The 22,869-nt window shown below is 72.1% G+C and carries 22 protein-coding genes; 5 read left to right on the top strand and 17 right to left on the bottom strand.

Annotated elements, in window-relative coordinates:
• Positions 1-10 precede the first annotated feature (10 nt).
• Positions 11-2,536, bottom strand: coding sequence for an ATP-dependent Clp protease ATP-binding subunit (locus N4G70_RS21090; RefSeq protein ID WP_261714223.1), 2,526 nt, complete (start codon positions 2,534-2,536; stop codon positions 11-13).
• A gap of 430 nt (positions 2,537-2,966) precedes the next feature.
• On the opposite strand from N4G70_RS21090, the gene N4G70_RS21085 reads away from it, so the two are divergent.
• On the top strand, positions 2,967-3,599 hold the full coding sequence (locus N4G70_RS21085; RefSeq protein ID WP_261714222.1) for an SCO3374 family protein: 633 nt from the start codon (positions 2,967-2,969) through the stop codon (positions 3,597-3,599).
• Here N4G70_RS21085 and N4G70_RS21080 read toward each other — a convergent pair.
• The 10 genes from N4G70_RS21080 to N4G70_RS21035 form a co-directional block, all read right to left on the bottom strand.
• Positions 3,578-3,919: an Lsr2 family protein gene (locus tag N4G70_RS21080; RefSeq protein WP_053729112.1), complete on the bottom strand. Its 342-nt coding sequence runs from the start codon at positions 3,917-3,919 to the stop codon at positions 3,578-3,580. The two genes, N4G70_RS21085 and N4G70_RS21080, sit on opposite strands and share 22 nt — an antisense overlap.
• A 153-nt stretch (positions 3,920-4,072) precedes the next feature.
• On the bottom strand, positions 4,073-4,603 hold the full coding sequence (locus N4G70_RS21075) for an amino-acid N-acetyltransferase (RefSeq protein ID WP_261714221.1): 531 nt from the start codon (positions 4,601-4,603) through the stop codon (positions 4,073-4,075).
• A gap of 9 nt (positions 4,604-4,612) precedes the next feature.
• Entirely contained in the window at positions 4,613-5,047 is a 435-nt protein-coding gene (locus N4G70_RS21070) for a BlaI/MecI/CopY family transcriptional regulator (RefSeq protein WP_261714220.1), read from the bottom strand.
• A 126-nt stretch (positions 5,048-5,173) separates the two neighbouring features.
• A complete protein-coding gene (locus N4G70_RS21065) occupies positions 5,174-5,347 on the bottom strand; it encodes a hypothetical protein (RefSeq protein ID WP_162952548.1) in 174 nt (57 codons plus the stop codon).
• A 13-nt stretch (positions 5,348-5,360) separates the two neighbouring features.
• Entirely contained in the window at positions 5,361-5,939 is a 579-nt protein-coding gene (locus N4G70_RS21060) for a hypothetical protein (RefSeq protein ID WP_261714265.1), read from the bottom strand.
• Positions 5,940-6,064: 125 nt separating this feature from the next.
• A complete protein-coding gene (locus N4G70_RS21055) occupies positions 6,065-6,871 on the bottom strand; it encodes a type III pantothenate kinase (protein ID WP_261714219.1) in 807 nt (268 codons plus the stop codon).
• Complete coding sequence (nadC, locus tag N4G70_RS21050; protein ID WP_261714218.1) at positions 6,871-7,899, bottom strand: carboxylating nicotinate-nucleotide diphosphorylase; 1,029 nt, start codon at positions 7,897-7,899, stop codon at positions 6,871-6,873. Before nadC ends, N4G70_RS21055 begins: the two co-directional genes overlap by 1 nt.
• Positions 7,900-7,901: 2 nt before the next feature.
• On the bottom strand, positions 7,902-9,614 hold the full coding sequence (locus N4G70_RS21045) for an L-aspartate oxidase (RefSeq protein WP_261714217.1): 1,713 nt from the start codon (positions 9,612-9,614) through the stop codon (positions 7,902-7,904).
• The gene (panC, locus tag N4G70_RS21040; RefSeq protein ID WP_261714216.1) at positions 9,611-10,741 is read right to left on the bottom strand and encodes a pantoate--beta-alanine ligase; all 1,131 of its coding nucleotides are present in this window, start codon (positions 10,739-10,741) and stop codon (positions 9,611-9,613) included. The genes N4G70_RS21045 and panC overlap by 4 nt, the downstream gene beginning before the upstream one ends.
• Positions 10,738-11,661 (bottom strand): Rossmann-like and DUF2520 domain-containing protein, encoded by a 924-nt coding sequence (locus N4G70_RS21035; protein WP_261714215.1) that lies wholly within the window; start codon positions 11,659-11,661, stop codon positions 10,738-10,740. The genes panC and N4G70_RS21035 overlap by 4 nt, the downstream gene beginning before the upstream one ends.
• Positions 11,662-11,790: 129 nt before the next feature.
• On the opposite strand from N4G70_RS21035, the gene N4G70_RS21030 reads away from it, so the two are divergent.
• Positions 11,791-12,993 (top strand): low specificity L-threonine aldolase, encoded by a 1,203-nt coding sequence (locus tag N4G70_RS21030; RefSeq protein ID WP_261714214.1) that lies wholly within the window; start codon positions 11,791-11,793, stop codon positions 12,991-12,993.
• 77 nt (positions 12,994-13,070) lie between these two features.
• On the opposite strand, the gene N4G70_RS21025 is transcribed toward N4G70_RS21030, so the two are convergent.
• The gene (locus N4G70_RS21025) at positions 13,071-13,301 is read right to left on the bottom strand and encodes a hypothetical protein (RefSeq protein ID WP_261714213.1); all 231 of its coding nucleotides are present in this window, start codon (positions 13,299-13,301) and stop codon (positions 13,071-13,073) included.
• A 161-nt stretch (positions 13,302-13,462) separates the two neighbouring features.
• Between N4G70_RS21025 and N4G70_RS21020 the strand changes: the two genes are divergently transcribed.
• Positions 13,463-14,572 (top strand): DUF5937 family protein, encoded by a 1,110-nt coding sequence (locus N4G70_RS21020; RefSeq protein WP_261714264.1) that lies wholly within the window; start codon positions 13,463-13,465, stop codon positions 14,570-14,572.
• Between the two features lie 81 nt (positions 14,573-14,653).
• Here the strand turns inward: N4G70_RS21020 and N4G70_RS21015 are convergent, their stop codons facing one another.
• From N4G70_RS21015 to N4G70_RS21005, 3 genes are all read right to left on the bottom strand, one after another.
• Complete coding sequence (locus N4G70_RS21015; protein ID WP_261714212.1) at positions 14,654-15,628, bottom strand: zinc-binding dehydrogenase; 975 nt, start codon at positions 15,626-15,628, stop codon at positions 14,654-14,656.
• A gap of 150 nt (positions 15,629-15,778) precedes the next feature.
• Positions 15,779-16,453 (bottom strand): response regulator transcription factor, encoded by a 675-nt coding sequence (locus N4G70_RS21010; protein WP_261714211.1) that lies wholly within the window; start codon positions 16,451-16,453, stop codon positions 15,779-15,781.
• Between the two features lie 110 nt (positions 16,454-16,563).
• The gene (locus tag N4G70_RS21005) at positions 16,564-17,775 is read right to left on the bottom strand and encodes a sensor histidine kinase (protein WP_261714210.1); all 1,212 of its coding nucleotides are present in this window, start codon (positions 17,773-17,775) and stop codon (positions 16,564-16,566) included.
• 171 nt (positions 17,776-17,946) lie between these two features.
• Between N4G70_RS21005 and N4G70_RS21000 the strand changes: the two genes are divergently transcribed.
• A complete protein-coding gene (locus N4G70_RS21000) occupies positions 17,947-18,954 on the top strand; it encodes an SAM-dependent methyltransferase (RefSeq protein ID WP_261714263.1) in 1,008 nt (335 codons plus the stop codon).
• 412 nt (positions 18,955-19,366) lie between these two features.
• Complete coding sequence (locus N4G70_RS20995; protein WP_261714209.1) at positions 19,367-20,509, top strand: NADH-quinone oxidoreductase subunit D; 1,143 nt, start codon at positions 19,367-19,369, stop codon at positions 20,507-20,509.
• Positions 20,510-20,564: 55 nt separating this feature from the next.
• Here the strand turns inward: N4G70_RS20995 and N4G70_RS20990 are convergent, their stop codons facing one another.
• Both N4G70_RS20990 and N4G70_RS20985 read right to left on the bottom strand, forming a co-directional pair.
• Positions 20,565-21,566: a PhlD gene (locus N4G70_RS20990; RefSeq protein WP_261714208.1), complete on the bottom strand. Its 1,002-nt coding sequence runs from the start codon at positions 21,564-21,566 to the stop codon at positions 20,565-20,567.
• 136 nt (positions 21,567-21,702) lie between these two features.
• Positions 21,703-22,560 (bottom strand): helix-turn-helix domain-containing protein, encoded by an 858-nt coding sequence (locus tag N4G70_RS20985; protein ID WP_261714207.1) that lies wholly within the window; start codon positions 22,558-22,560, stop codon positions 21,703-21,705.
• Between the last annotated feature and the right edge of the window lie 309 nt (positions 22,561-22,869).

The following is a 22,869-nucleotide window of genomic DNA, read 5'->3' as shown; positions in this document are numbered from 1 at the left end:
CCGGGGAGGTCTACGCCTCCTTGCTCAGGTTCGGACCGCCACCGGCGGCCGCGTCCTCGATCGGCGGGACGTCGGGCAGCGCCGACTTCTCCTCGCCGCGGAAGGTGAACTTCGCCGCTTCACCCTCGCCCTCGGTGCCGATGACCACGATGTGACCGGGGCGCAGCTCTCCGAAGAGGATCTTCTCGGAGAGGATGTCCTCGATCTCCCGCTGGATCGTCCGGCGCAGCGGCCGGGCGCCCATGATCGGGTCGTAGCCCTTCTTGGCGAGCAGCGACTTGGCCTCGGCATTGAGCTCGATGCCCATGTCGCGGTCCTTGAGGCGCTCGTCCACCTTGTCGATCATGAGGTCGACGATCTGGATGATGTCTTCCTCGGTGAGCTGGTGGAAGACCACCGTGTCGTCGACACGGTTGAGGAACTCGGGGCGGAAGTGCTGCTTCAGCTCCTCGTTGACCTTGGCCTTCATCCGGTCGTACCCGGTCTTCACATCGCCCTGGGCGGCGAAGCCCAGGTTGAAGCCCTTGGAGATGTCCCGGGTCCCGAGGTTGGTCGTCATGATGATGACCGTGTTCTTGAAGTCCACGACCCGGCCCTGGGAGTCGGTCAGGCGACCGTCTTCCAGAATCTGGAGCAGGGAATTGAAGATATCGGGGTGGGCCTTCTCGACCTCGTCGAACAGGACGACGGAGAACGGCTTGCGGCGCACCTTCTCGGTGAGCTGGCCGCCCTCTTCGTAACCCACGTAACCGGGGGGCGAACCGAAGAGGCGGGAAACCGTGTGCTTCTCGCTGAACTCCGACATGTCGAGGGAGATCAGCGCGTCCTCGTCACCGAAGAGGAATTCCGCCAGCGTCTTGGACAGCTCGGTCTTACCGACACCGGACGGGCCGGCGAAGATGAACGAGCCACCGGGGCGCTTCGGGTCCTTCAGACCGGCACGCGTACGGCGGATGGCCTGCGAGAGCGCCTTGATGGCGTCCTTCTGGCCGATGACGCGCTTGTGCAGCTCGTCCTCCATGCGGAGCAGCCGCGAGGACTCCTCCTCGGTGAGCTTGAAGACCGGGATGCCCGTGGCCGTGGCCAGCACCTCGGCGATCAGCTCGCCGTCGACCTCGGCGACGACGTCCATGTCGCCGGCCTTCCACTCCTTCTCGCGCTTGGCCTTCGCGGCGAGCAGCTGCTTCTCCTTGTCGCGGAGAGAAGCCGCCTTCTCGAAGTCCTGGGAGTCGATGGCCGACTCCTTGTCGCGGCGCACGCCCGCGATCTTCTCGTCGAACTCGCGGAGGTCCGGCGGCGCGGTCATCCGGCGGATGCGCATCCGGGAGCCGGCCTCGTCGATCAGGTCGATCGCCTTGTCCGGCAGGAAGCGGTCCGAGATGTACCGGTCGGCCAGCGTCGCGGCCTGGACCAGCGCCTCGTCGGTGATGGAAACGCGGTGGTGGGCCTCGTAGCGGTCGCGCAGACCCTTGAGGATCTCGATGGTGTGCGGCAGCGACGGCTCGGCGACCTGGATGGGCTGGAAGCGGCGCTCGAGAGCCGCGTCCTTCTCCAGGTGCTTGCGGTACTCGTCGAGGGTGGTGGCACCGATGGTCTGGAGCTCACCGCGGGCCAGCATCGGCTTGAGGATGCTCGCCGCGTCGATCGCGCCCTCGGCGGCACCCGCACCCACCAGGGTGTGGAGCTCGTCGATGAACAGGATGATGTCGCCGCGGGTGCGGATCTCCTTGAGGACCTTCTTCAGGCGCTCCTCGAAGTCACCGCGGTAGCGGGAACCGGCGACCAGGGCGCCGAGGTCCAGCGTGTAGAGGTGCTTGTCCTTGAGCGTCTCGGGCACCTCGCCCTTGACGATCGCCTGGGCCAGGCCCTCCACGACGGCGGTCTTGCCGACGCCGGGCTCGCCGATGAGGACCGGGTTGTTCTTGGTACGGCGCGACAGGACCTGCATGACACGCTCGATCTCCTTCTCGCGCCCGATGACCGGGTCGAGCTTGGATTCGCGAGCGGCCTGCGTCAGGTTGCGGCCGAACTGGTCGAGCACCAGGGACGTGGAGGGCGTGCCCTCCGCAGGGCCGCCGGCGGTGGCGGCTTCCTTGCCCTGGTAGCCGGAGAGCAGCTGGATGACCTGCTGCCGCACCCGGTTGAGATCGGCGCCCAGCTTCACCAGGACCTGGGCGGCGACGCCCTCGCCCTCGCGGATCAGGCCGAGCAGGATGTGCTCGGTGCCGATGTAGTTGTGGCCGAGCTGGAGGGCCTCGCGGAGCGAAAGCTCCAGGACCTTCTTGGCGCGAGGGGTGAAGGGGATGTGCCCGGACGGGGCCTGCTGGCCCTGACCGATGATCTCCTCCACCTGCTGGCGGACCGCCTCGAGCGAAATCCCGAGGCTCTCCAGGGCCTTAGCGGCGACACCCTCACCCTCGTGGATCAGGCCCAGGAGGATGTGCTCGGTGCCGATGTAGTTGTGGTTGAGCATCCGGGCTTCTTCCTGAGCCAGGACGACAACCCGCCGCGCGCGGTCGGTGAACCTCTCGAACATCGTTAATCGCTCCTCAGAGCGGTCGGGCAGTTAGGGGGCGTTCCCCTCCCTGTCCTTCCGCATGCTAGTCCCGCAGGGCGGGACAGCTCATTCCAACTGCCGACACCCGTTCATTGCCTCCCGGCCCGAACAGCCGACAACTGCTCCAACCCGATGGTGCGAGACGATGTTCCCGCAGGCCAGACAGATACCCCTGTCTCCAGTACGCCGATGGCGAACGTGAGACCGTCTGACGAGCGTGTCGCCCCTCCCCACTAGGAATGTCTTACCCGCCCGGACTGACACTCCATGCGACGTTCCCCGGTTCCGTAAGCTACGGGCGAACAACCTTGCGCCCGCCCACACCCCCGAGCGCCGCAAAATCCACAGCGGAGTGCGGTCGCATGGAAACCCAGCGTAACTCCGGGCCGTTTTGGAAGTTGCTCCGGGTATGGCCTTCACCGTCCCGCAGCCCCGCACCCCCCTGAACGGCTCGCTCGCGCAGTGGTACGAAAGCGGGCTCGGCTGGGCCGTCTCGGCGGGTCCCCCGGTGCAGCTGCTCACCGGACTGCGCTTCGACGTCCTGGAACTTCCGGCGGCCGCCGGCTTCGCGCTCCTTCGGCGGTACGGGCGGAGCGGGCCGGTCGCCCTGGTGGGGCGCCGGATGCGCTGGCTGGTGGCGGCCGGAAGCGCGGACGAGCTGCCGGGGCTGCTCGACTGGCTGGAGTGGGGCGGGGTCGCCCTGGACCTGCGGGCCATCGGCGCCGGGGGGCGGATGACCGCCCCGGTGCCGCCCGGCTGGACCGGCTCGCCGGGGGCCGCCGTATGGCTGCGGCCCCCCGAGCCCGGCTGCGAGGTCGAGGCGCGGCTGCCCTCGTTCACCGGGCTCACCCAGTGCGGTGGGGACGGCGAGAAGGGCGCTTCCGGCGCCTCGCGGACCGCGCGGGACGGCCGCGCCGCGGGCCTCAGCCTCGTGAGGCTGGTGGCCGCGGCGGCGACGGAATGCCACCGGGCCCGGTTGTTTCACGCTCAATCCCCAGGTGGTGCGGGGAACGCGGAAACTCAGCCGTTCTGCTTCTCGTAGGCTTCACGGATTTCGGCCGGGACGCGTCCGCGGTCGTTCACGTTGTAACCCTGCTCCTTGGCCCACTTGCGGATCTCGGCCGTGTTCTGGTTGCCCGTGCCGAGCAGCGCGCCACGGGCCTTCCCGCGACCGCCCGCCGCGCGACCACCGGTACGCCGGCCGCTCTTGACGTAGGGCTCAAGAAGACCGCGAAGCTTGTCCGCGTTGGCGGTGGTGAGGTCGATCTCGAAGCTCTTCCCGTCAAGAGCGAACGTCACGGTCTCGTCAGCCTCGCCACCGTCGAGGTCATCGACAAGAAGGACCTGAACCTTCTGTGCCACCGGATTTCCTTTCATCGAAAATGCAGTACGCGGAAAGGAAACCGCTTTTGACTGGAAAACACAAACCCCCTGGAGAGGTTCAGGATCCTTGCTCCGCGGGAAACGTACGCGATTCGGACATAGGGTTCCGACAGCTTCGTGCCGCTTCCCCGATCACAGGTGCAGAAGCATCCGGCTGTTGCCCAAGGTGTTCGGCTTCACCCGTTCGAGACCGAGGAACTCGGCGACGCCCTCGTCATAGGAGCGCAGCAGCTCGCTGTAGACATCTGTGTCGACGGTATCGCCGGGAGTCTCGCCGATCTCGGTGAACCCGTGCTTCGCGAAGAAGGCGACTTCGAACGTGAGGCAGAAAACCCGGCTCACTCCGAGCCGGCGGGCGGTGTCGAGCAGCTTGCCGAGCACCATATGTCCGATGCCCTTGCCGTGGAACTCGGGGTCCACGGCGAGAGTACGCACTTCGGCGAGGTCTTCCCACATCACGTGCAGAGCCCCGCAGCCCACCACACGGGCGTCCGACTCGCGTTCCGCCACCCAGAACTCCTGGATGGACTCGTAAAGGGTGACCGTCGCTTTGTCGAGCAGGATCCCGTCACCCACGTACGCGTCGAGAAGGCTTCGTACGGCTCGTACATCGCCGGTCCTGGCCCGGCGGACGGTGACCGCATTCGCGGCGGGATAAGACATGCCTGGACGCTATCGCCCCGTGCTGTCGCCGGGCGCATCGCCCTCTTCGGATCCCTGTTCGGCTTCGCGATCCCGTTCGGGTTCCGGCTCCTGCACCATGCGCACGGCATCGCGCAGCGCTTCGCGCTCCTCGGGCGACATCATCCCGAAGAACGCGACGAGTGCGGCCGCCCGGTTGTCGCTCTGGGACCACGCTTCGTTCATCAGGGCGGCGGCGTACGCGGCCCGCGTGGAGACCGCCGTATATCGATAGGCCCGGCCGTCGACTTCCCTGCGGACCCAGCCCTTCTGATGGAGATTGTCCATTACGGTCATGACGGTGGTGTACGCGATGGACCGTTCCTGCTGAAGGTCTTCGAGGACTTCCCGGACGGTCACCGGACGGTTCCACTGCCAGACCCGGGTCATGACGGCGTCTTCCAGCTCTCCCAATTGACGGGGCACATCTGCACCATAGTGGGAGATGTCGCGAATGGCCGGTCATTTGCGGTTAGCGCGCAGCAAAAAGGGCGCACGGCGGGAAATGGTTCCCGTGCGCCCCCGTTGTAGGTGCTCGTCCCGGCCCGGAGGTCAGGACGAGGCGGGCTTCTGCCGTGCGGCCTCGGCGCGGGCGAGGGCGCCGTCGACGGCCGCGTCCTCCTTGCCCTTGTTGGAACCGCCCTGGCTCTTCACGATCGTCACGACGAGCGCGATGAAGAAGATGGCCATCACCACGGGGGGCAGAAGCGCGGAAACGTAGTCCATACCGACAGGGTAGCTAGCCCGCGCGCCGTTCCTCGGGCGGGGGCACCGGGCGTCGGCGTGGCGGGAAGGCCTCGGAGGGCTTCGGTACGGGGCGCTCGGGCGCGGGGTGCGCGGGGGCCGGGCGGGCCGGGGCCGGCTTGGGCTCGGGCTTCTCGTCCCGGTCGGCGCCACCGCCCACCAGGGTGAGCAGCCGGATGCGTGGCGCTGCGGCGGCCACGGCACGCCCGGCGAGGCGGTCGCGCACGGAGCGTTCGGCGATCCGGCGGCAGCGCTCCAGGAGGGCCGCGCAGACCGGGTTCGAGCGCAGGGCACGCAGGGCGGACAGGTCGTCGGGTCCGGGGTCGTAGCCGGCCGCCAGGGCGTCCTGGAGCAGCTCGGTGTAGCCGGGCAGGGAGCCGGGGAGCGCGTCGCGGTAGCGGGCGAGGTCGGCGAGGAGGAAGGCGCGCAGCCGCTCCCCCTCGCGGACCGCCTCGTCCACCGAGTCGGCCAGGCGCAGACAGTCCTTGATGTCCTCATCCTGGACGGCGCTGGGGTGGAGGGCGATGGCGAGGGCGCGTCGGAGCACACGCAGCTCGTCCGCACCGAACGCCATGCCACCGCGGGATCCGTATGGCGTGGGCATGCGGCGACGATACGTCTTAATTGGACAAAATCGGGTTAATGGGCCGATGCCGGGCGCGTTGCCGGGTGGTTTTCCCCGCGCGCCCGGCCGCCGTCTCAGGAGCGCGCCACGTTCCGCTCGTACACAAGGCGCAGGCCGATCAGGGTCAGCCAGGGCTCGTGCTCGTCGATCTCCTCGGCCTCGCCGAGCACCATGGGGGCGAGCCCGCCGGTGGCGATGACCGTCACGTCGTCCGGGTCGCCGTCGGGGCCGACCAGTTCGCGCTTCATGCGCCGCACGACGCCGTCGACCTGGCCCGCGAAGCCGTACACGATGCCGGACTGCATCGCCTCGACGGTGTTCTTGCCGATCACCGAGCGGGGGCGGGCCACCTCGATCTTGCGGAGCTGGGCGCCCTTGATGCCCAGCGCGTCGACGGAGATCTCGATGCCGGGGGCGATCACGCCGCCCACGTACTCACCGCGCGCGCTCACCGCGTCGAACGTCGTGCCCGTGCCGAAGTCCACGACGATCGCCGGGCCGCCGTAGAGCTCGACGGCGGCGATGGAGTTGACGATGCGGTCGGCGCCGACCTCCTTGGGGTTGTCGGTCAGGACCGGCACCCCCGTCTTGATGCCCGGCTCCACCAGGATCGCGGGGACGTCGCCGTAGTAGCGGCGGGTCACCTCGCGCAGCTCGTGCAGGACCGAGGGGACGGTCGCGCAGATCGCGATGCCCTCGATGCCGTCGCCGAGCTCCGCGCCCAGCATGGGGTGGGTGCCCATCAGGCCGTTGAGCAGCACGGCCAGCTCGTCTGCGGTGCGGCGGGCGTCGGTGGAGATCCGCCAGTGCTCGATGACCTCCTCGCCGTCGAACAGGCCGAGGACGGTATGGGTGTTGCCGACGTCGATGGTGAGCAGCATCAGGCCGAGCCCTCCCGGCCGGCCTCGCGCAGGTCGAGGCCGATGTCCAGGATCGGCGAGGAGTGCGTGAGGGCGCCCACCGCCAAGTAGTCGACGCCCGTCGCGGCGTACTCGGCGGCGTTCGCCAGGGTGAGGCGGCCCGAGGACTCCAGCATGGCGCGGCCCGCGACCAGGGCGACCGCCTCGGCGGTCTGGGCCGGGGTGAAGTTGTCGAGCAGGATCAGGTCGGCGCCCGCGTCCAGGACTTCGGTGACCTGGGCAAGCGTGTCCACCTCGACCTCGATGGCGAGGTCCGGGAAGCGGTCACGTACGGCCTTGAACGCCTCGGCGACGCCGCCGGCCGCGACCACGTGGTTGTCCTTGACCAGCGCCGCGTCCGACAGGGACATGCGGTGGTTGACGCCGCCGCCGCAGCGCACCGCGTACTTCTCCAGGGCGCGCAGGCCCGGGGTGGTCTTGCGGGTGTCGCGGACCTTGGCGCCCGTGCCCTCCAGAGCGTCCGCCCAGGCGCGGGTGGCGGTCGCGATGCCGGACAGGCGGCACAGCAGGTTGAGCGCGCTGCGCTCGCCGGTCAGCAGGTCGCGGGTGCGGGTGGTGACGCTGAGCAGCTTCTGCCCGGCCTCGACGCGGTCGCCGTCGGCGACGTGCCGCTCGACCTCGAACTCCTCGGTGCACACGATGGACAGGATGGCCTCGGCGACGCGCAGACCGGCCACCGTGCCCGCCTCGCGGGCGGTGAAGTCGCCGGTGGCGACGGCGTCCTGGGGCACGGTGGCCGCCGACGTGACGTCGAAGCCGCCGTCCAGGTCCTCCTCGATGGCGAGGTGGGCGATGTCCTCGACCTGTACGGGGTCCAGGCCCGACTCGGCGAGCAGCGCGGCGAGGGCGGGATCGAGCCCGCACTCGTACACCTCCTCGCCGCCGCCGCAGCCGCAGTCGTCGCCACAGCCGCCGCCCTGCGCGGGCGCACCGATCTGGATCAGGGGGACGTCCACGGGCTGGGGACGGAGTTCCTCGGGCGTGCTCACGGTTACGGCTCCAGGGGGGTGGCTGCGACGGTCGGGGGGAAGGTGGCGCTGGGGGTGGGGCGGATGTCCAGGCTCCGCCCGGGGGTGACGCGGACCACGAGGTGGCGCCGCCAGGCCGCGTCGTCGCGGTCGGGGCGGTCCTCGCGCCAGTGGCAGCCGCGGGTCTCCTCGCGGGCGGCGGCCGCCGCGACCAGGACGCGGGCGACGAGCAGGAGGTTGGTGGTCTCCCACGCCTCCACGCCCGGCACGGCGGCCTTGCGCTCGTCGGCGCGGATCGCCTCCAGGCGCTCGGCCGCCTCGGCGAGGCTCTCGGCGGAGCGCAGCACCCCGGCGCCGTTGGTCATGATGCGCTGGATCTGGATACGGGCGGCCGGGTCGAGCAGCGGCACCGGCCCTTCGTCGGGCTTGGTGTCAACTGCCGTGTCCGGTACGGGAGTTGTGGCCACCGGCGCGGATTCGCCGCCCCCGTTCGCGGCGATGTCCGCCGCGATGTTCTCCGCGAAGACCAGGCCTTCGAGCAGGGAGTTGGAGGCGAGCCGGTTGGCGCCGTGGACGCCGGTGCAGGCGACCTCGCCGCACGCGTACAGGCCGGGCACCGTGGTGCGGCCGCGCAGGTCGGTGCGGATGCCACCAGAGGCGTAGTGGGCGGCCGGGGCGACCGGGATCGGCTCGGTCACCGGGTCGATGCCGTGCGAGCGGCAGGCGGCCAGGATGGTGGGGAAGCGCTGCTCCCACATCTCGGCGCCGAAGTGCCGGCCGTCCAGGTACATGTTCACGGCGTCCTGCGCCTGCATCTGGCGGGTGATGGCCTTGGCGACGATGTCGCGCGGGGCGAGCTCCGCCAGCTCGTGCTGCCCCAGCATGAAGCGGGTGCCGTACGCGTCGACGAGGTGGGCGCCCTCGCCCCGTACGGCCTCCGAGACCAGCGGCTGCTGGCCCTCCGAGTCCGCGCCGAGGAAGAGGACCGTGGGGTGGAACTGGACGAATTCGAGGTCGGAGATCTCGGCTCCGGCACGCAGCGCGAGCGCCACCCCGTCGCCGGTGGACACCGACGGGTTGGTGGTCGCCGAGAACACCTGGCCCATACCGCCGGTCGCGAGGACCACGTTGGGCGCGCGGACCGCGCCGACGCCGTCGTGCTGGCCCTCGCCCATGACGTGCAGGGTGATGCCCGCGGTGCGTCCTTCGGCGTCCTTGAGGAGGTCGAGGACCAGGGCGTTCTCGATGGTGCGCACCGCCTGGGTGCGGACGGCCTCGACGAGCGCGCGCGAGATCTCGGCGCCCGTCGCGTCGCCGCCCGCGTGCGCGATGCGCCGGCGGTGGTGGCCGCCTTCGCGGGTGAGCGAGATCGCGCCCGAGTCGTCGGTGTCGAAGTGGGCGCCGGTGTCGATCAACCGCCGTACGGCGCCCGGGCCTTCGGTGACCAGGAGGCGTACCGCGTTCTCGTCGCAGAGGCCGGCGCCCGCGACCAGGGTGTCGTCCAGGTGCTGCTCGGGGGTGTCGCCCTCGCCGAGGGCCGCCGCTATGCCGCCCTGCGCCCAGCGCGTGGAGCCGTCGTCCAGGCGGGCCTTGGTCACGACGACCGTGGCCAGGCCGGCCGCGGTGCAGCGCAGCGCGGCGGTCAGGCCCGCGACGCCGGAGCCCACCACCACGACGTCCGCGTCGATGGCCCAGCCGGGGGCGGGGGCGTCAAGGCGTATTCCGGTGCTTGTCATTCCGGTGCTCCGAACGTGAGCGGGATGTTGTCGATGAGGCGCGTGGTGCCGACGCGGGCGGCGACCGCGAGGATCGCCTCCCCGGCGAATCCCTCGGGGGCCTCGCGGAAGGTCGCGGGGTCGACCAGCGCCAAGTAGTCGGCCACGACCGGGGGTTCGGCCTTCGCCGCGTCGTCCAGGACGCCCTGGGCGACGGCCTTGATGGCCGCGGGCGACGGCGCGGCCGCGGCCACCGCGTGGGCGTCGGCGGCGGCGCGGGCCTCGCCGATCGCGGTGAGCGCGTCGGCCCGGCCCGAGACGGCGCCGCCGGCGGTGGCCCGCGCGTGCAGGGCGTGTTCGGCGGCGAGCCGGTCGCGCGCGGCGAACAGCGCGCGCGACAGGGCGCGGGCCGCGGACCGCTCGGCCGGGGAGAGGTAGCGGTTGCGGCTGGACAGGGCGAGCCCGTCGTCCTCGCGCACGGTGGGCACGCCGACGATCTCCACGGGGAAGTTCAGGTCGCGCACCATGCGCCGGATCAGGGCGAGCTGCTGGGCGTCCTTCTGTCCGTACAGGGCGACGTCGGGCGCGGTGAGGTGGAGCAGCTTGGCGACGACGGTCAGCATGCCGTCGAAGTGGCCGGGCCGCGAGGCGCCTTCGAGGAGCTCGCCCATGGGGCCCGCGGTGACCCGCACCTGGGGCTCGCCGCCGGGGTAGACCTCGTCCACGGAGGGTGCGAACACCGCGTCGGCGCCCTCCCGTTCGGCGATCGCGCGGTCCGCGTCCAGGGTGCGCGGATAGCGGTCCAGGTCCTCGCCCGCACCGAATTGCAGCGGGTTGACGAAGACCGTGACCACCACCTGCCCGGCGGTCCCGGCCAGGGTGCGGGCGGTGCGGATCAAGGTGGCGTGGCCCTCGTGGAGCGCGCCCATGGTCATCACCACGGCGCGGCGCCCGGTCCGCTCCAGGGCCGCGAGCTGTGCGGCCGTACGCACCAGGGCGGTGCGGCCCGTCGGCGTCGTCGATGCCGCCGATGCCCCCGATGCCGTCGGGGTCGTCGATGCCGTCGGTGAAGTCGGTGTCGCCGATGCCGTCGGTGAAGTCGGTGTCGCCGATGCCGTCGGTGAAGTCGGTGTCGTCGGCGTAGTCATCGGGATTCTCCTTCGGCGAGCACACCGAGCAGGTCCTGGGCGAGCTCGGGCTTGAGCAGGCCGTGGGCCAGCGCGCGGTCCGCGGTCGTACGGGCCATCGCGAGGTATCCGGCGACCGTGCCCGGGGCGTGCTCGCGCAACTCGGCCACGTGCGCGGCGACCGTGCCGGCGTCGCCGCGCGCGACCGGCCCGGTCAGGGCCGCGTCCCCGGAGCGCAGGGCGTTGTCCAGGGCCGCGCCGAGCAGCGGGCCGAGCATCCGGTCGGGGTGGGCGACCCCGGCCTGGGAGAGCACCTCCAGGGACTGGGCGACCAGCGTGACCAGGTGGTTGGCGCCGAGCGCGAGGGCCGCGTGGTAGAGCGGGCGGGCCGCCTCCTCGATCCACTCGGGCTCGCCACCCATCTCGATGACCAGGGCCTCGGCGGCCAGGCGCAGCTCTTCGGGGGCGGTCACGCCGAACGAGCAGCCCGCCAGGCGCTGGACGTCGACGGCGGTCCCGGTGAACGTCATCGCCGGGTGCAGGGCGAGGGGCAGCGCGCCGGCCCGCCGCGCGGGGTCGAGGACGGCGGTGCCGTACCGCCCCGAGGTGTGCACCAGGAGCTGGCCGGGCCGGATCGCGCCGGTCTCGGCGAGGCCCTCGACCAGGCCCGGCAGGGCGTCGTCGGGGACGGTCAGCAGGACCAGCTCGGCGCGCTCGAGGACCTGGGCGGGCGGCAGCAGCGGCACGTCGGGCAGCAGGGCGGCGGCCCGGCGCACCGAGGCGTCGGAGACCCCGGACACCGCGACCGGGCGGTGTCCGGCCAGCTGGAGCGCGGCGGCGAGCGCGGGGCCGACCCGGCCCGCGCCGACGACGCCCACGGTGAGGCGGGCGGGGCGGTCCGCCGGGGAGTGTTCGTGGCGGTGCTCTGATGGTGCGTTCACGCGGTGGGCCTTCCGTTCCAGTCCGCGAGGGGTACCGGACGCCAAACCAAAATCAAACGGCCCCTCATGCTACGCCCCGGGCACGGAAACCCCTTTGGTTGTCCACAGGGTGTGGGCGATCATCGCGCCATGGCAGAAACCGAGCGGGATTCCGACCCCCAGACCGCCTCCCCCACCCCCGAGGACGGCCCCGGGGAGACCCCGGACCAGGCCCACCAGCGCCGCCTGGCCGTCTTCAGGGGCGCGGAACGGACCCTGGCCGAGCACTCGGGCGACCACACCCTCGGTGAGCGTCTGAGGGCCCTCCTGGCGGACGGCGCCGAGGTGTACGACCTGGACGAGTTCGCCGACCTCTACGGCAGCGGCGCGGTGGCGGAGCTGGAGCGGGCCACCGCCGAGGAGCTGGGTTTTCCGGCCGGTCTGTTCTTCCCCACCGGCACCATGGCCCAGCAGGCCGCGCTGCGCTGCTGGGCGGCGCGCACCGGGAACCCGACGGTCGCCCTGCACCCGCTGGCCCACCCCGAGGTGCACGAGCGCCAGGCCTTCGCCCAGCTCAGCGGCTTGCGCACGGTCCATCCGACCGACGAGCCGCGGCTGCCGAACGCGGAGGAGGTGCTCACCTTCGAGGAGCCCTTCGGCACGCTGATGCTGGAGCTTCCGCTGCGCGACGCGGGCTTCGTCCTGCCGGGCTGGGACGAGCTGGTGGCCGTGGTCGAGGCGGCCCGCGAGCGGGACGCGGTGGTGCACTTCGACGGCGCCCGGCTCTGGGAGACCACCGCCCACTTCGGCAGGCCCCTGCGGGAGATCGCGGGCCTCGCGGACAGCGTGTACGTGTCCTTCTACAAGACGCTGGGCGGCCTCTCGGGCGCCGTCCTGGTGGGCCCCGAGTCGCTGATCGCGGAGGCCCGCACCTGGCGACACCGCTACGGCGGCCAGCTCTTCCAGCAGTTTCCCGCCGCCCTGTCCGGGCTGCTCGGCCTGCGCAAGGAGCTGCCCCGGCTGCCCGCGTACGTGGCCCACGCCAAGGTCGTGGCGCAGGCGATCGGGGAGGGTCTCGCGCAGGCGGGCGTGCCATGGTTCCGGGTGCACCCCGAGCCGCCGCACACCCACCAGTTCCAGGTGTGGCTGCCCTACGACGCCGAGGTGCTCGGCGCGGCCGCGCTCCAGCAGGCAGAGGAGAGCGGCGTCTGTCTGTTCCGGCGCTGGTTCCCGAGCCCCTCGGGGCCGGCGGGCCTGGCCCTCACCGAGGTCACCGTGAACGCCCCGGGCCTGCGGTGGAGCGCCGAGGACGTACGGGCCGCGGTCGCCGACTTCGTACGCCGGCTGCCGTAGCCCCCGGGGGCTCCCGAGGACCGCGCTCACCCGGGGGCCGGGTTCCCGCGGGGGCCGGGTTCCCGCGGGGGCCGCGCTCAGTGGCAGGCGGGCGGGTGGCGGTGGTGGTGCTGCGGGGCGAACAGATGGGCCAGGGCGGCCCGTACCCGGCCGGTGGCGAGACGGCCCGCCAGGACCGCTTCGAAGCGGCGCCGGTCCCGTATCCCGCGCAGGGTCGCCACGTCGTGGGTGCCCGGCACCGGTGGCGCGGGCGTGCCGAGGCGTGCCGCGCGGTAGCTGTCGATCATGTGCTGCTGCATCGCGTCCATGCGTCCACAGTGGTCCCGTTCGGGCCGCGCGTCGCGCCGATTGACGGGCCGCGTCAAACGGGCCCGTTCCCGGGTGGGCGCGCGGCCGGCCCGCCGATTGACCGGGACCGTCAATCGGCGGCCGGGTTGTCGGTGGCCCGGTGCACCATGGGCGCATGAGCGTGACCATCGACATCACGGGCCTGCCGCCCGAGCGCATCGGCTTCGCGATCTCGCCGCTGGCCGAGCTGGGCCTGGCCCTGCACGCGCTCTCCGAGCCGGGGCACCACCCGGGGCTGCACGGCTGGGCCACGGCGACCGCGGCCGCCCTCAAGCCCGACCTCGCGGACCGGATGCACGAGGCCGAATTCCTGTGGCGGCACACCTTCTCCGACGTGTTCATGCCCTTCGCGGGCATACCCGGCCGGGACGGCGGCACGGGCGCGACGCTCGCCGAGGACCTCGACCTGCTCGACCAGCTCTCGGACGAGCGGTTCACCTCCGCCGCGCTCGAGTTCACCTGCAACCTGTACACGGTCAAGACGCCCTCCCCGCTGCACGATCCGGCGATGCGGGCGCGCGCCCTGGAGCTGGCCGCGAACCGGGGTCCCCGCCAAGTCGACTTCACCCGGCGCCTCCTGGACGACCCGGCGTCAGTACGGGCCTGGCTGCGGCGCCTCCTGGAGGACTGCGACCAGGCGTTCTTCGCCGACACCTGGCGGCGGACCCGGGTCCAACTGGCCGCGGACGCACGGCACAAGGCGGAGCTGCTGCGCCGCAAGGGGCTCGCCGAGGCAGTCCAGGCGGTGTCGGCCGCGCTCAGCCTGGACGACGGCGGCAACCGGATCGCCATCGACAAGCTGAGCGAGGGCCACACGACCGCCCTGGACCCCGAGCCCGGTGCCGGGCTCACCTTCGTGCCCACCTCGTTCGGCTGGCCGCATCTGATGGTGCTGCACGCGCCGGGCTGGCGGCCGGTGATCCACTACCCGGTGCACGGTCCCGAACTGCCCTCCCCCGCCTCGGTGGAGCTGCTCAAGCGGCGCATGGAGGCCCTCGCCCACCCGATGCGGATGCGCCTGTGCCGCAACCTGGCGCGCTCCCCCAACACGACGGGCGAGCTCGCCGAGCAGCACGGCATCAGCGCGCCCGAGGTCTCCCGCCATCTGGCCGTCCTGAAGCGGGCGGGCCTCCTCACCACCCGGCGGCGCGGCCGCTATGTGCTGCACCAGCTGGACCTGACGGTGGTGGCCCGCCTGGGCAGCGACTTCCTGGAGGGGGTGCTGAGGTAGCGGGGGCCCGGGGAGGGGCGGGGCCCCGCCCCACCCCGGGCCCCCGCTCCCAGGGAGCACCCCGGCCCGCCGGATCCGCGGCTAGGAAACCCGCAGCAGGAGCTTGCCCGTCGAGGTCCGGCTCTCCATCAACTCATGGGCGCCCGCGGCCTCTTCGAGGGCGTACTCGGCGGTGACCGGCAGCTCCACCGCCCCGCTGGTGGCGAGCCGCAGCGCGCGGTCCGCGATCACGCGCAGCGCCTCGGGGTCGCCCGCCGCGAGCCCCAGGATGGAGAACCCCGAGACGCTGCGGCCCCGCCCGTACAGCTCGTCCTGCCCCACCTGCCAGGCTGCCTCGCCGCTCGCGTTGCCGTACGAGACGAGCCGGCCGAACAGCGCGAGCGAGTCGAGGCCCCGGCGCAGGGTCTCGCCGCCGACCGGGTCGAGGACCAGGTCCACGCCACGGCCCCCGGTGGCGCGCAGCACATCCGCGTCGAAGGTGTCGGTGAGGAAGGCGTCGTCGTAGCCGTGCTTGCGGGCGTAGTCGGCCTTGGCCCCGCTGGAGACCACCCCGTACACCGCGCCCGCCCCGGCCAGCCTGGCGAGCTGCCCGGCGACGGTGCCGACACCGCCCGCCGCGCCCTGCACCAGGACGCTCTCACCGGCCTGGAGCCGGCCCACCTCGTGGATCAGGGCGTGCGCGGTCGGCAGCACGGTGGGCAGGGTGGCGGCCGTGCGCAGGCTCACGCCATCGGGCAGCGGAAAGACGGTGGCGGCCGGGGCGAGGGCCACGTCCGCGTAGGCGCCGCCCTCGGTCAGCGCGGCGACCTCCTGGCCGACCGCGAGCCCCTCGACCCCGGCGCCGAGCGCACGGACCCGGCCGGACAGTTCGAGACCGGGCACAAAGGGCAGCGCCTCGACCCGGTACCCCACCGAACGCGCCTTGAGGTCGGCGAAGTTGACGCCGACGTACGCGACATCGATGCTCACCTCGCCCGGCCCCGGCGCCGGGACCTCCGACTCCACCAGCCGGAGCACCTCGGGACCGCCGAACTCGTCGAACCTGATCGCACGCATGACGCCACTTCCCCCGTAGCCGAATCATCAGTCGAATCACACCGAGCGCCGAGTGCCGGAGCACTGGACGCCCCCGATAGTACGACGCTCATCGAACTAAGGGCAATGGGGTCACGGAAAGACCCGTCCCCAAGTGGCCTCATGCGCACGTCAGTTGGCGCCGCCGCCCGCGCGCACCAGGCCGGTCTCGTAGGCCAGGACCACGACCTGGACGCGGTCGCGCAGTTCCAGCTTGGTCAGGATGCGGCCCACATGGGTCTTGACCGTGGCCTCCGACAGGACCAGCCGGGCGGCGATCTCACCGTTGGACAGGCCCTGCGCGACCAGCAGCATGACCTCGCGTTCGCGCTCGGTCAGCCGCTCCAACTGCCGGTGCTCCGGCTCCTTGGCGCCGCTCGGCAGCATCGGCGCGAACCGGTCGAGCAGGCGCCGGGTCGTCGAGGGCGCGACCACCGCGTCGCCGCTGTGCACCGAGCGGATCGCGGCCAGCAGTTCGGCGGGCGGCACGTCCTTCAGCATGAAGCCGCTGGCACCCGCCTTCAGGCCGGAGAAGGCGTACTCGTCGAGGTCGAAGGTGGTCAGGATCAGCACCTTCGGCGGATCGGTCGCCTCGCAGATACGCCGGGTGGCCTCCACGCCGTCCAGGCGCGGCATGCGCACATCCATCAGGACCACGTCGACGGCGGTCGCGCGCAGGGTCTCGATCGCCTCCGCGCCGTCGCCCGCCTCCGCGACGACCTCCATGTCCGGCTGGGCGGCGAGCACCATCCGGAACCCGGTGCGCAGCAGCACCTGATCGTCGACGAGCATCACGCGGATCGTCATCGTTCCCTCTCCATCAAGCCGTACAAAGGTCGGGCACACGAGCGCGTACCGGAGCACCGGTCCGCGTACGAGCTCGTAAGCGGCACGTACAGGAAATCAGGCGCCCGTCGTCAGTGGGCCGGTTTGAGGGGCAGCAGGGCGCTGATGCGGAAGCCGCCACCGGGGCGCGGACCCGCGTCGAGGGTGCCGCCGACCATGCCGATGCGCTCGCGCATGCCGATCAGACCGTGGCCCTGGCCGTCCGCGCCCCCGTCCTCGTACACCTCGTGGGCGGCGCCGCGGCCGTCGTCCTCGACGAGGAGGCCGAGCCCGTCGTCGAAGTACACCAGGCGCACGCTGGCCCCCGCGTCCGGACCGCCGTGCTTGCGGGTGTTGGTGAGGGCCTCCTGCACGATGCGGTACGCCGTGAGCTCGACGCCGCTGGGCAGCGGGCGCGGGGTGCCCTCGATCTTGAAGTCGACGGTGAGGCCGGCCCCGCGGACCGTCTCGACCAGGTCCTCGATCTGCTGGACGTCGGGCTGCGGCACATACTCGCCCGCCTCCTGGTGCTCGCCGGTACGCAGCACGCCGAGCAGCCGGCGCATCTCGGCGAGGGCCTGGCGGCCGGTCGTCGAGATCGTCTCCAGGGCGGTCCTCGCCTGCTCGGGCGAGGTGTCCATCACGTACGCGGCGCCGTCGGCCTGCACGACCATCACCGACACGTTGTGCGCGACCACGTCGTGGAGCTCGCGCGCGATGCGGGCCCGCTCGGCGGCGACCGCCACCTTGGCCTGCGCCTCGCGCTCCCGCTCCAGGCGTGAGGCACGCTCCTCCAGCTGCGCGAAGTACGCCTTGCGGGTGCGCATCGAGTCGCCGAGCACCCAGGCCAGCACGAAGGGGACGGTCATGATGACGACAAAGAAGATCTTCTCCGGTGTGCCGTCGGTGCCGCCGGCCATCTCCATCCAGCGCACCTGGGCCACGGGCGCCGCGAACAGGCCGCCCACCAGCGCGAGCCGTGAGGCCCAGCGCTCACCCGCCGAGGCCACGGTGTAGACGATGACCAGCATCGCGAAGTCCGCGATCTGCGGGTGGACGTTCAGGGCCACCTGGGCGAGACCGAGCCCGATCACGAGGAGCAGCATCTTCTCGGGCACCCTGCGCCGCAGCGCCACGACCGCGCCCATGCCGAGCGCCACCAGGGCCTGGATGCTCCAGGCCGCCTGCCTCGGATGCTCCGGCGCCTCCACGATTTGCAGGCAGGAGAACCCGACCAGGATGACGGCCCAGAAGGTGTCGACCCCGGTCGGGTGTCTGCGGATGAAGTCATAGAGGCGCTGCACGTAACCCAGCGTAGGGAAGCCGGATAGGTGCAGGAGTCAACCGCCGGGGCGATCCTGACACCGACGGCGTACTCCGCAAGGTGGAGACTTGAACACGTGACGGATGAGACGTGTCAGCAGCCCGCGGGCGGGAGCGGTTCGGGGACGGGCGTGGGAGGAGCGGAACCGGAGGTGTTCCGTGCGGCGGGCGGGGCGCTCGACGGGGGTGACGGGCCCCGGGGGTGGCTCGCGGCGGCCGAGCGGGCGCTCTACGGGGACGGCGGGTTCTATCTGCGGCCCGAGGGACCCGCGGGACACTTCCGTACGTCGGTGCACGCCTCGCCCCTCTTCGCGGGGGCCGTCGCCCGCCTCCTTACGGAGGTCGCGGCCGGGCTCGGACCCGGGCCGGTCGACCTCGTCGACGTGGGCGCCGGGCGCGGGGAGCTGCTCACCGGGGTGCTCGCCGCGCTGCCCGCCGACTTCCCCGTCCGCGCGTACGCCGTCGAGCGCGCGGCCCGGCCCGCCGGGCTCGACGAGCGGATCGACTGGCGCGCCTCGATGCCCCGGGGCGTGCGCGGGCTGCTCTTCGCGAACGAGTGGCTCGACAACGTGCCGGTGGAGGTGGCCGAGGTCGACCCCGACGGGGTGGTCCGGCTCGTACGCGTAGGGCCCGATGGTACGGAGACGCTGGGCGAACCCGTGTCGGGCGCGGACGCCGCGTGGCTCGCGCGCTGGTGGCCGCTGACCGAGCCGGGCACCCGGGCGGAGATCGGGCGGCCGCGCGACGAGGCGTGGGCGGCGGCGGTCGGCTCTCTGGAGGCGGGACTCGCGGTGGCGGTCGACTACGCGCACACGCGGGATGCGCGGCCGCCGTTCGGGACGCTGAGCGGGTTCCGCGACGGGCGGGAGGTCGCGCCCGTGCCGGACGGGTCCTGCGACATCACGGCGCATGTGGCGCTCGACGCGTGCGCGCTGCCGGGGGCGGAGCTGCTGTCCCAGCGCGAGGCGCTGGCTCGCCTGGGGGTCTCGGGCGGCCGGCCCCCACTATCGCTGGCGTCCTCGGATCCCGCGGCGTACGTACGGGCTCTCGCCCGGGCGGGCGAAGCAGCGGAGCTGACCTCCCGGTCCGGCCTGGGCACCTTCACCTGGCTACTCCAACCCGCCCCTGGGGCTCCGCCCCAGACCCCGTTCGCGCCTTAAGGGCGCTCGTCCTCAATCGCCGGACGGGCTGAAATGCCCGATGCGGGCCAGCACCAGTACTGCCAGGGGCGCGGGGAACTGCGCGAGAAGCGACCACGGTCCGCAGGATCGAGCGGGGTTAGGGGCGCGGGGAACTGCGCGACCAGCCACACACGGTCCGCGGACGCCCTGGGGCTCCGCCCCAGACCCCGTTCGCGCCTGAACGGCGCTCGTCCTCAAACGCCGGACGGGCTGAGGTGGCCCATGCTGGCCAGCACCGAGCACTTAAGGGGCGCGGGGAACTGCGCGACCAGCCACGCACGGTCCGCGGGCGAAGACGGTTTCTAGGGGCGCGAGGAACTGCGCAGAGAAGGGAGCGCCCCCCACCCCAACCCGGCGCAGGCGCCGGCCCCCCGCAGGGGATACTGACCCCATGACGGAGACGACGGTCGGCATCGGGGGCGGGGCGGAGAGCACCGACATGGTGCTCAACATCGGCCCCCAGCACCCCTCCACCCACGGAGTGCTACGCCTCAAGCTCGTACTGGACGGCGAACGCATCCAGCACGCCGAGCCGGTCATCGGCTACATGCACCGCGGCGCGGAGAAACTCTTCGAGGCCCGCGACTACCGCCAGATCGTGATGCTGGCCAACCGCCACGACTGGCTCTCCGCGTTCTCCAACGAGCTCGGCGTCGTCATGGCCGTGGAGCGGATGCTCGGCATGGAGGTCCCCGAGCGCGCCGTGTGGACCCGCACCCTGCTCGCCGAGCTGAACCGCGTCCTCAACCACCTGATGTTCCTCGGCTCGTACCCGCTGGAGCTCGGCGGCATCACCCCCGTCTTCCACGCGTTCCGCGAGCGCGAGGAGCTCCAGGCCGTGATGGAGGAGATCTCCGGCGGCCGGATGCACTACATGTTCAACCGGGTCGGCGGCCTCAAGGAGGACCTGCCGCTCGGCTGGCTCGGCCGGGTGCGGCACGCCGTCGCCTCGGTGCGTTCGCGGATGGACGTGTACGACGGGCTTGTGCTCGGCAACGAGATCTTCCGGGCCAGGACCAGGAACGTCGGCGTGCTGCCCGCCGAGGCCGTGCACGCGTACGGCGTGAGCGGCCCCATCGCCCGCGCCTCCGGCGTCGACTTCGACCTGCGGCGCGACGAGCCGTACCTCGCGTACGGCGAGCTGCAAGACACCCTGAAGGTCGTCACCCGCACCGAGGGCGACTGCCTGGCCCGGTTCGAATGCCTCCTGGAGCAGACCCACAACGCGCTCGACCTCGCCGACGCCTGTCTGGACGCGATGGCCGAGCTGGCGCCGGGCCCCATCAACCAGCGCCTCCCCAAGGTCCTCAAGGCACCCGAGGGCCACACCTACGCCTGGACCGAGAACCCCCTCGGCGTCAACGGCTACTACCTGGTCAGCAAGGGCGAGAAGACCCCGTACCGGCTGAAGCTGCGCTCGGCCTCGTACAACAACATCCAGGCGCTCGCGGTACTGCTGCCGGGGACCCTGGTCGCCGACATGGTGGCGATCCTGGGGTCCCTGTTCTTCGTCGTGGGTGACATCGACAAGTAGGCGGTGCCATCCCCGGCCGGTGCGGGCCACATCGCCAAGTGACCCTCGCCGCCGGTCAGTTCGACCAGTGGCCGTGGAGCGCCGCGAGGACGAAGCCCGGGCCGAACGCGATGACCAGGCCCGCGTCTCCGTCGGCCGGCGGCGTGGTGGCCGTACGGGACAGGACGTCCAGGACCGCCGAGCCGCCCAGGTTGCCGTTGACGGCGAGGCTCTCCCAGGCGTGCCGCAGGGCGGTGGCGTCCATGGCGAGGCCGGCCGCGGTGTCGTCCAGGATGCGCGGGCCGCCGGGGTGCACCACCGCGAAGTCGAGCGGTCGGCCGTCGAGCCACTTGGCGAGTTCGGGCAGGCAGTCGTTGAAGGCGGCGGTGGCCGCGCGGGTGGAGTCGAAGTGCAGGCCCGCGCCGCTCAGTCTGCCCCGGTAGCGGTCGGAGCTGTCCGGCAGCACGTACTCCAGGGCGTCGTCGACGACGAAGCCCGGCCCGTCCCGGACCGGGCGCCCGGAGACCACGGTGGCGGCGGCGCCGTCCCCGAACAGCACCTTGTAGACCATCGATTCGAGGCTGGTGTCCTCGTGGTTGTACGTCGCCGCCGACAGGCACTCCGCGGTGACGACCAGGATGTTGGCGCCGGGGTGGGCGGCGATGTCCTGGTGGGCGCGGACCAGTCCCTGGGCGCCGCCCGCGCAGCCGAGCGTGGCCAGCGGATGGCGCCGCACGGTGGGCGGCAGGCCCAGCGCGCCGACCAGGTGGACGTCGAGGGAGGGCACGGTCCAGGACGTGGTGTGGCTGGTTACGATCGCGTCGATGTCCGAGGGCCGCAGCCCCGTCGCGGCCAGCGCCCGGCGCCCGGCCTCGGTCGCGAGCTCCAACGTGTCTTCATAAGCCGTCCTGTTGCGCTCCTCGACCAGTGCGTTTCCGGCCACTGTTGGCGCGTTCAGGGGCCGGGTGAAGTTACGGGTCCGCACGGTGGTCGCCCGGGCGACCCGCAGCATCGCCTCCAGGCGCGGCAGATCGGGGTGGGCCCGGCGAATGTCTGCGCAGATCTCGTCGGTCGTCACCACATTCCCTGGCAGAACCACACAGGGAGGTGCTATGTGAGCGGGCACGGACGATCTCCCTCAACGAATCGAAAAAGGGTGGAACATCACCGTACGGCAGGTGGCCAGAAACAATCCCGGGAATCCAAAAACTTGGTCAACTCATCTGTGGCGCACGAGGCGAGGAGCTACGGCTCGCGAGCGAATCGCCCGGTGTGTAGAGCAGCAGCATCACCCGCGCCCCCGGTGACGTGACCGGCTGGGCGACACAGGTCGTGACCCAACCGGGGCCGTACAGCGCGTGGTTGAGCGGCCGCTCCGACCCGTCGGGGTAGGCGATGGGCGCAGCCGCCGCCCCCTCGTACAGGGGCCCGGCCACCGGATCCCGGCGTACGTCGTCCTCCAGGCGGGCCAGCGCCGCGTTCCCCGGGCGCAGCTCCACGGCGTGCCGCAGCTGGGGCATCACCACCGGCGCCCAGGACCTCGCCCAGTCGGCGAGGACCACCTCGCGCGCCTGCGGGTCGAGCAGCATCCAGCGCATGGGGTTGGCCGGGGGCTCGCCGCCGGGGAAGAGCGCGGCGAACTCCTTGTTGTGGGCCAGCAGGTTCCACTCCGCGTCATTGATGTACGCGAGCGCCCCGCTGATGCCGTCGACCACCCGCTGCCACTCGCCGGGCACGGTCAGACCCGATGCGCGGTGCAGCGGACCGGGCGGGTGCTCGCGCCGGGTGAGCCGCCACAGGAACACCCACTCCTGCTCGTCGAGGCGCAGCACGGTGGCCACGGCGGTCAGCAACTCGGCCGAAGGAGACGCCAGTTGACCGTTCTCGAACCGGTTGTACGTGCCCGGGGTGCGCTCCAGAAGCAGGTCGAGCTGCTCCTGGCTGAGCCCGGCGGCGCGACGCCCGGGGCCGGGCCGGCGCGGCGGGAAACCGACGGAGGCGGGGCTGACGGCGGCGCGCCGCTCACGCAGCAGCGCCCGCAGAGCGGCGCGGTCGGCGGCGGCGAGGTGCAAGGGGAGCGCCTTCCGTGGCGGGGGCGGTCGGTGGGGGCGGTCGTGGCGCGCGAAGCGGACCGCCGGGCAATTATCTGCATCCGTGCCCCCTGGAAAGACGGCGGGGTTCCCGATCACAATGGGTGCCATGGCCGCCCGGGGGGAGCGGCCGACCGGACGCCGTCTGTCCCGTGCGTCCGGACTCTGCGGCAGGTACCGACACTCGCCACGACGCAGCGGCCTCGGTACCGGCCGCAGACCTTTGCCGCGCGCCTCGGCCCCGTTCCCGCGCGTCGTTCCGTCGGCGGTCGTCCGGGGCGAGCGCCCATC

The organism is Streptomyces sp. ASQP_92 (genome assembly GCF_025399895.1).
GTDB lineage: Bacteria > Actinomycetota > Actinomycetes > Streptomycetales > Streptomycetaceae > Streptomyces.
This window is presented reverse-complemented; position numbering and strand designations above follow the sequence as displayed.

What these genes read in the sequence shown, in the direction of transcription:
- N4G70_RS21090 (WP_261714223.1), bottom strand. Translation starts at nt 2,536, where the DNA reads ATGTTCGAGAGGTTCACCGACCGCGCGCGGCGGGTTGTCGTCCTGGCT.
- N4G70_RS21085 (WP_261714222.1), top strand. Translation starts at nt 2,967, where the DNA reads ATGGCCTTCACCGTCCCGCAGCCCCGCACCCCCCTGAACGGCTCGCTC.
- N4G70_RS21075 (WP_261714221.1), bottom strand. Translation starts at nt 4,603, where the DNA reads ATGTCTTATCCCGCCGCGAATGCGGTCACCGTCCGCCGGGCCAGGACC.
- N4G70_RS21065 (WP_162952548.1), bottom strand. Translation starts at nt 5,347, where the DNA reads ATGGACTACGTTTCCGCGCTTCTGCCCCCCGTGGTGATGGCCATCTTC.
- N4G70_RS21060 (WP_261714265.1), bottom strand. Translation starts at nt 5,939, where the DNA reads ATGGCGTTCGGTGCGGACGAGCTGCGTGTGCTCCGACGCGCCCTCGCC.
- N4G70_RS21055 (WP_261714219.1), bottom strand. Translation starts at nt 6,871, where the DNA reads ATGCTGCTCACCATCGACGTCGGCAACACCCATACCGTCCTCGGCCTG.
- N4G70_RS21045 (WP_261714217.1), bottom strand. Translation starts at nt 9,614, where the DNA reads ATGACAAGCACCGGAATACGCCTTGACGCCCCCGCCCCCGGCTGGGCC.
- panC (WP_261714216.1), bottom strand. Translation starts at nt 10,741, where the DNA reads ATGACTACGCCGACGACACCGACTTCACCGACGGCATCGGCGACACCG.
- N4G70_RS21030 (WP_261714214.1), top strand. Translation starts at nt 11,791, where the DNA reads ATGGCAGAAACCGAGCGGGATTCCGACCCCCAGACCGCCTCCCCCACC.
- N4G70_RS21025 (WP_261714213.1), bottom strand. Translation starts at nt 13,301, where the DNA reads ATGGACGCGATGCAGCAGCACATGATCGACAGCTACCGCGCGGCACGC.
- N4G70_RS21015 (WP_261714212.1), bottom strand. Translation starts at nt 15,628, where the DNA reads ATGCGTGCGATCAGGTTCGACGAGTTCGGCGGTCCCGAGGTGCTCCGG.
- N4G70_RS21010 (WP_261714211.1), bottom strand. Translation starts at nt 16,453, where the DNA reads ATGACGATCCGCGTGATGCTCGTCGACGATCAGGTGCTGCTGCGCACC.
- N4G70_RS20995 (WP_261714209.1), top strand. Translation starts at nt 19,367, where the DNA reads ATGACGGAGACGACGGTCGGCATCGGGGGCGGGGCGGAGAGCACCGAC.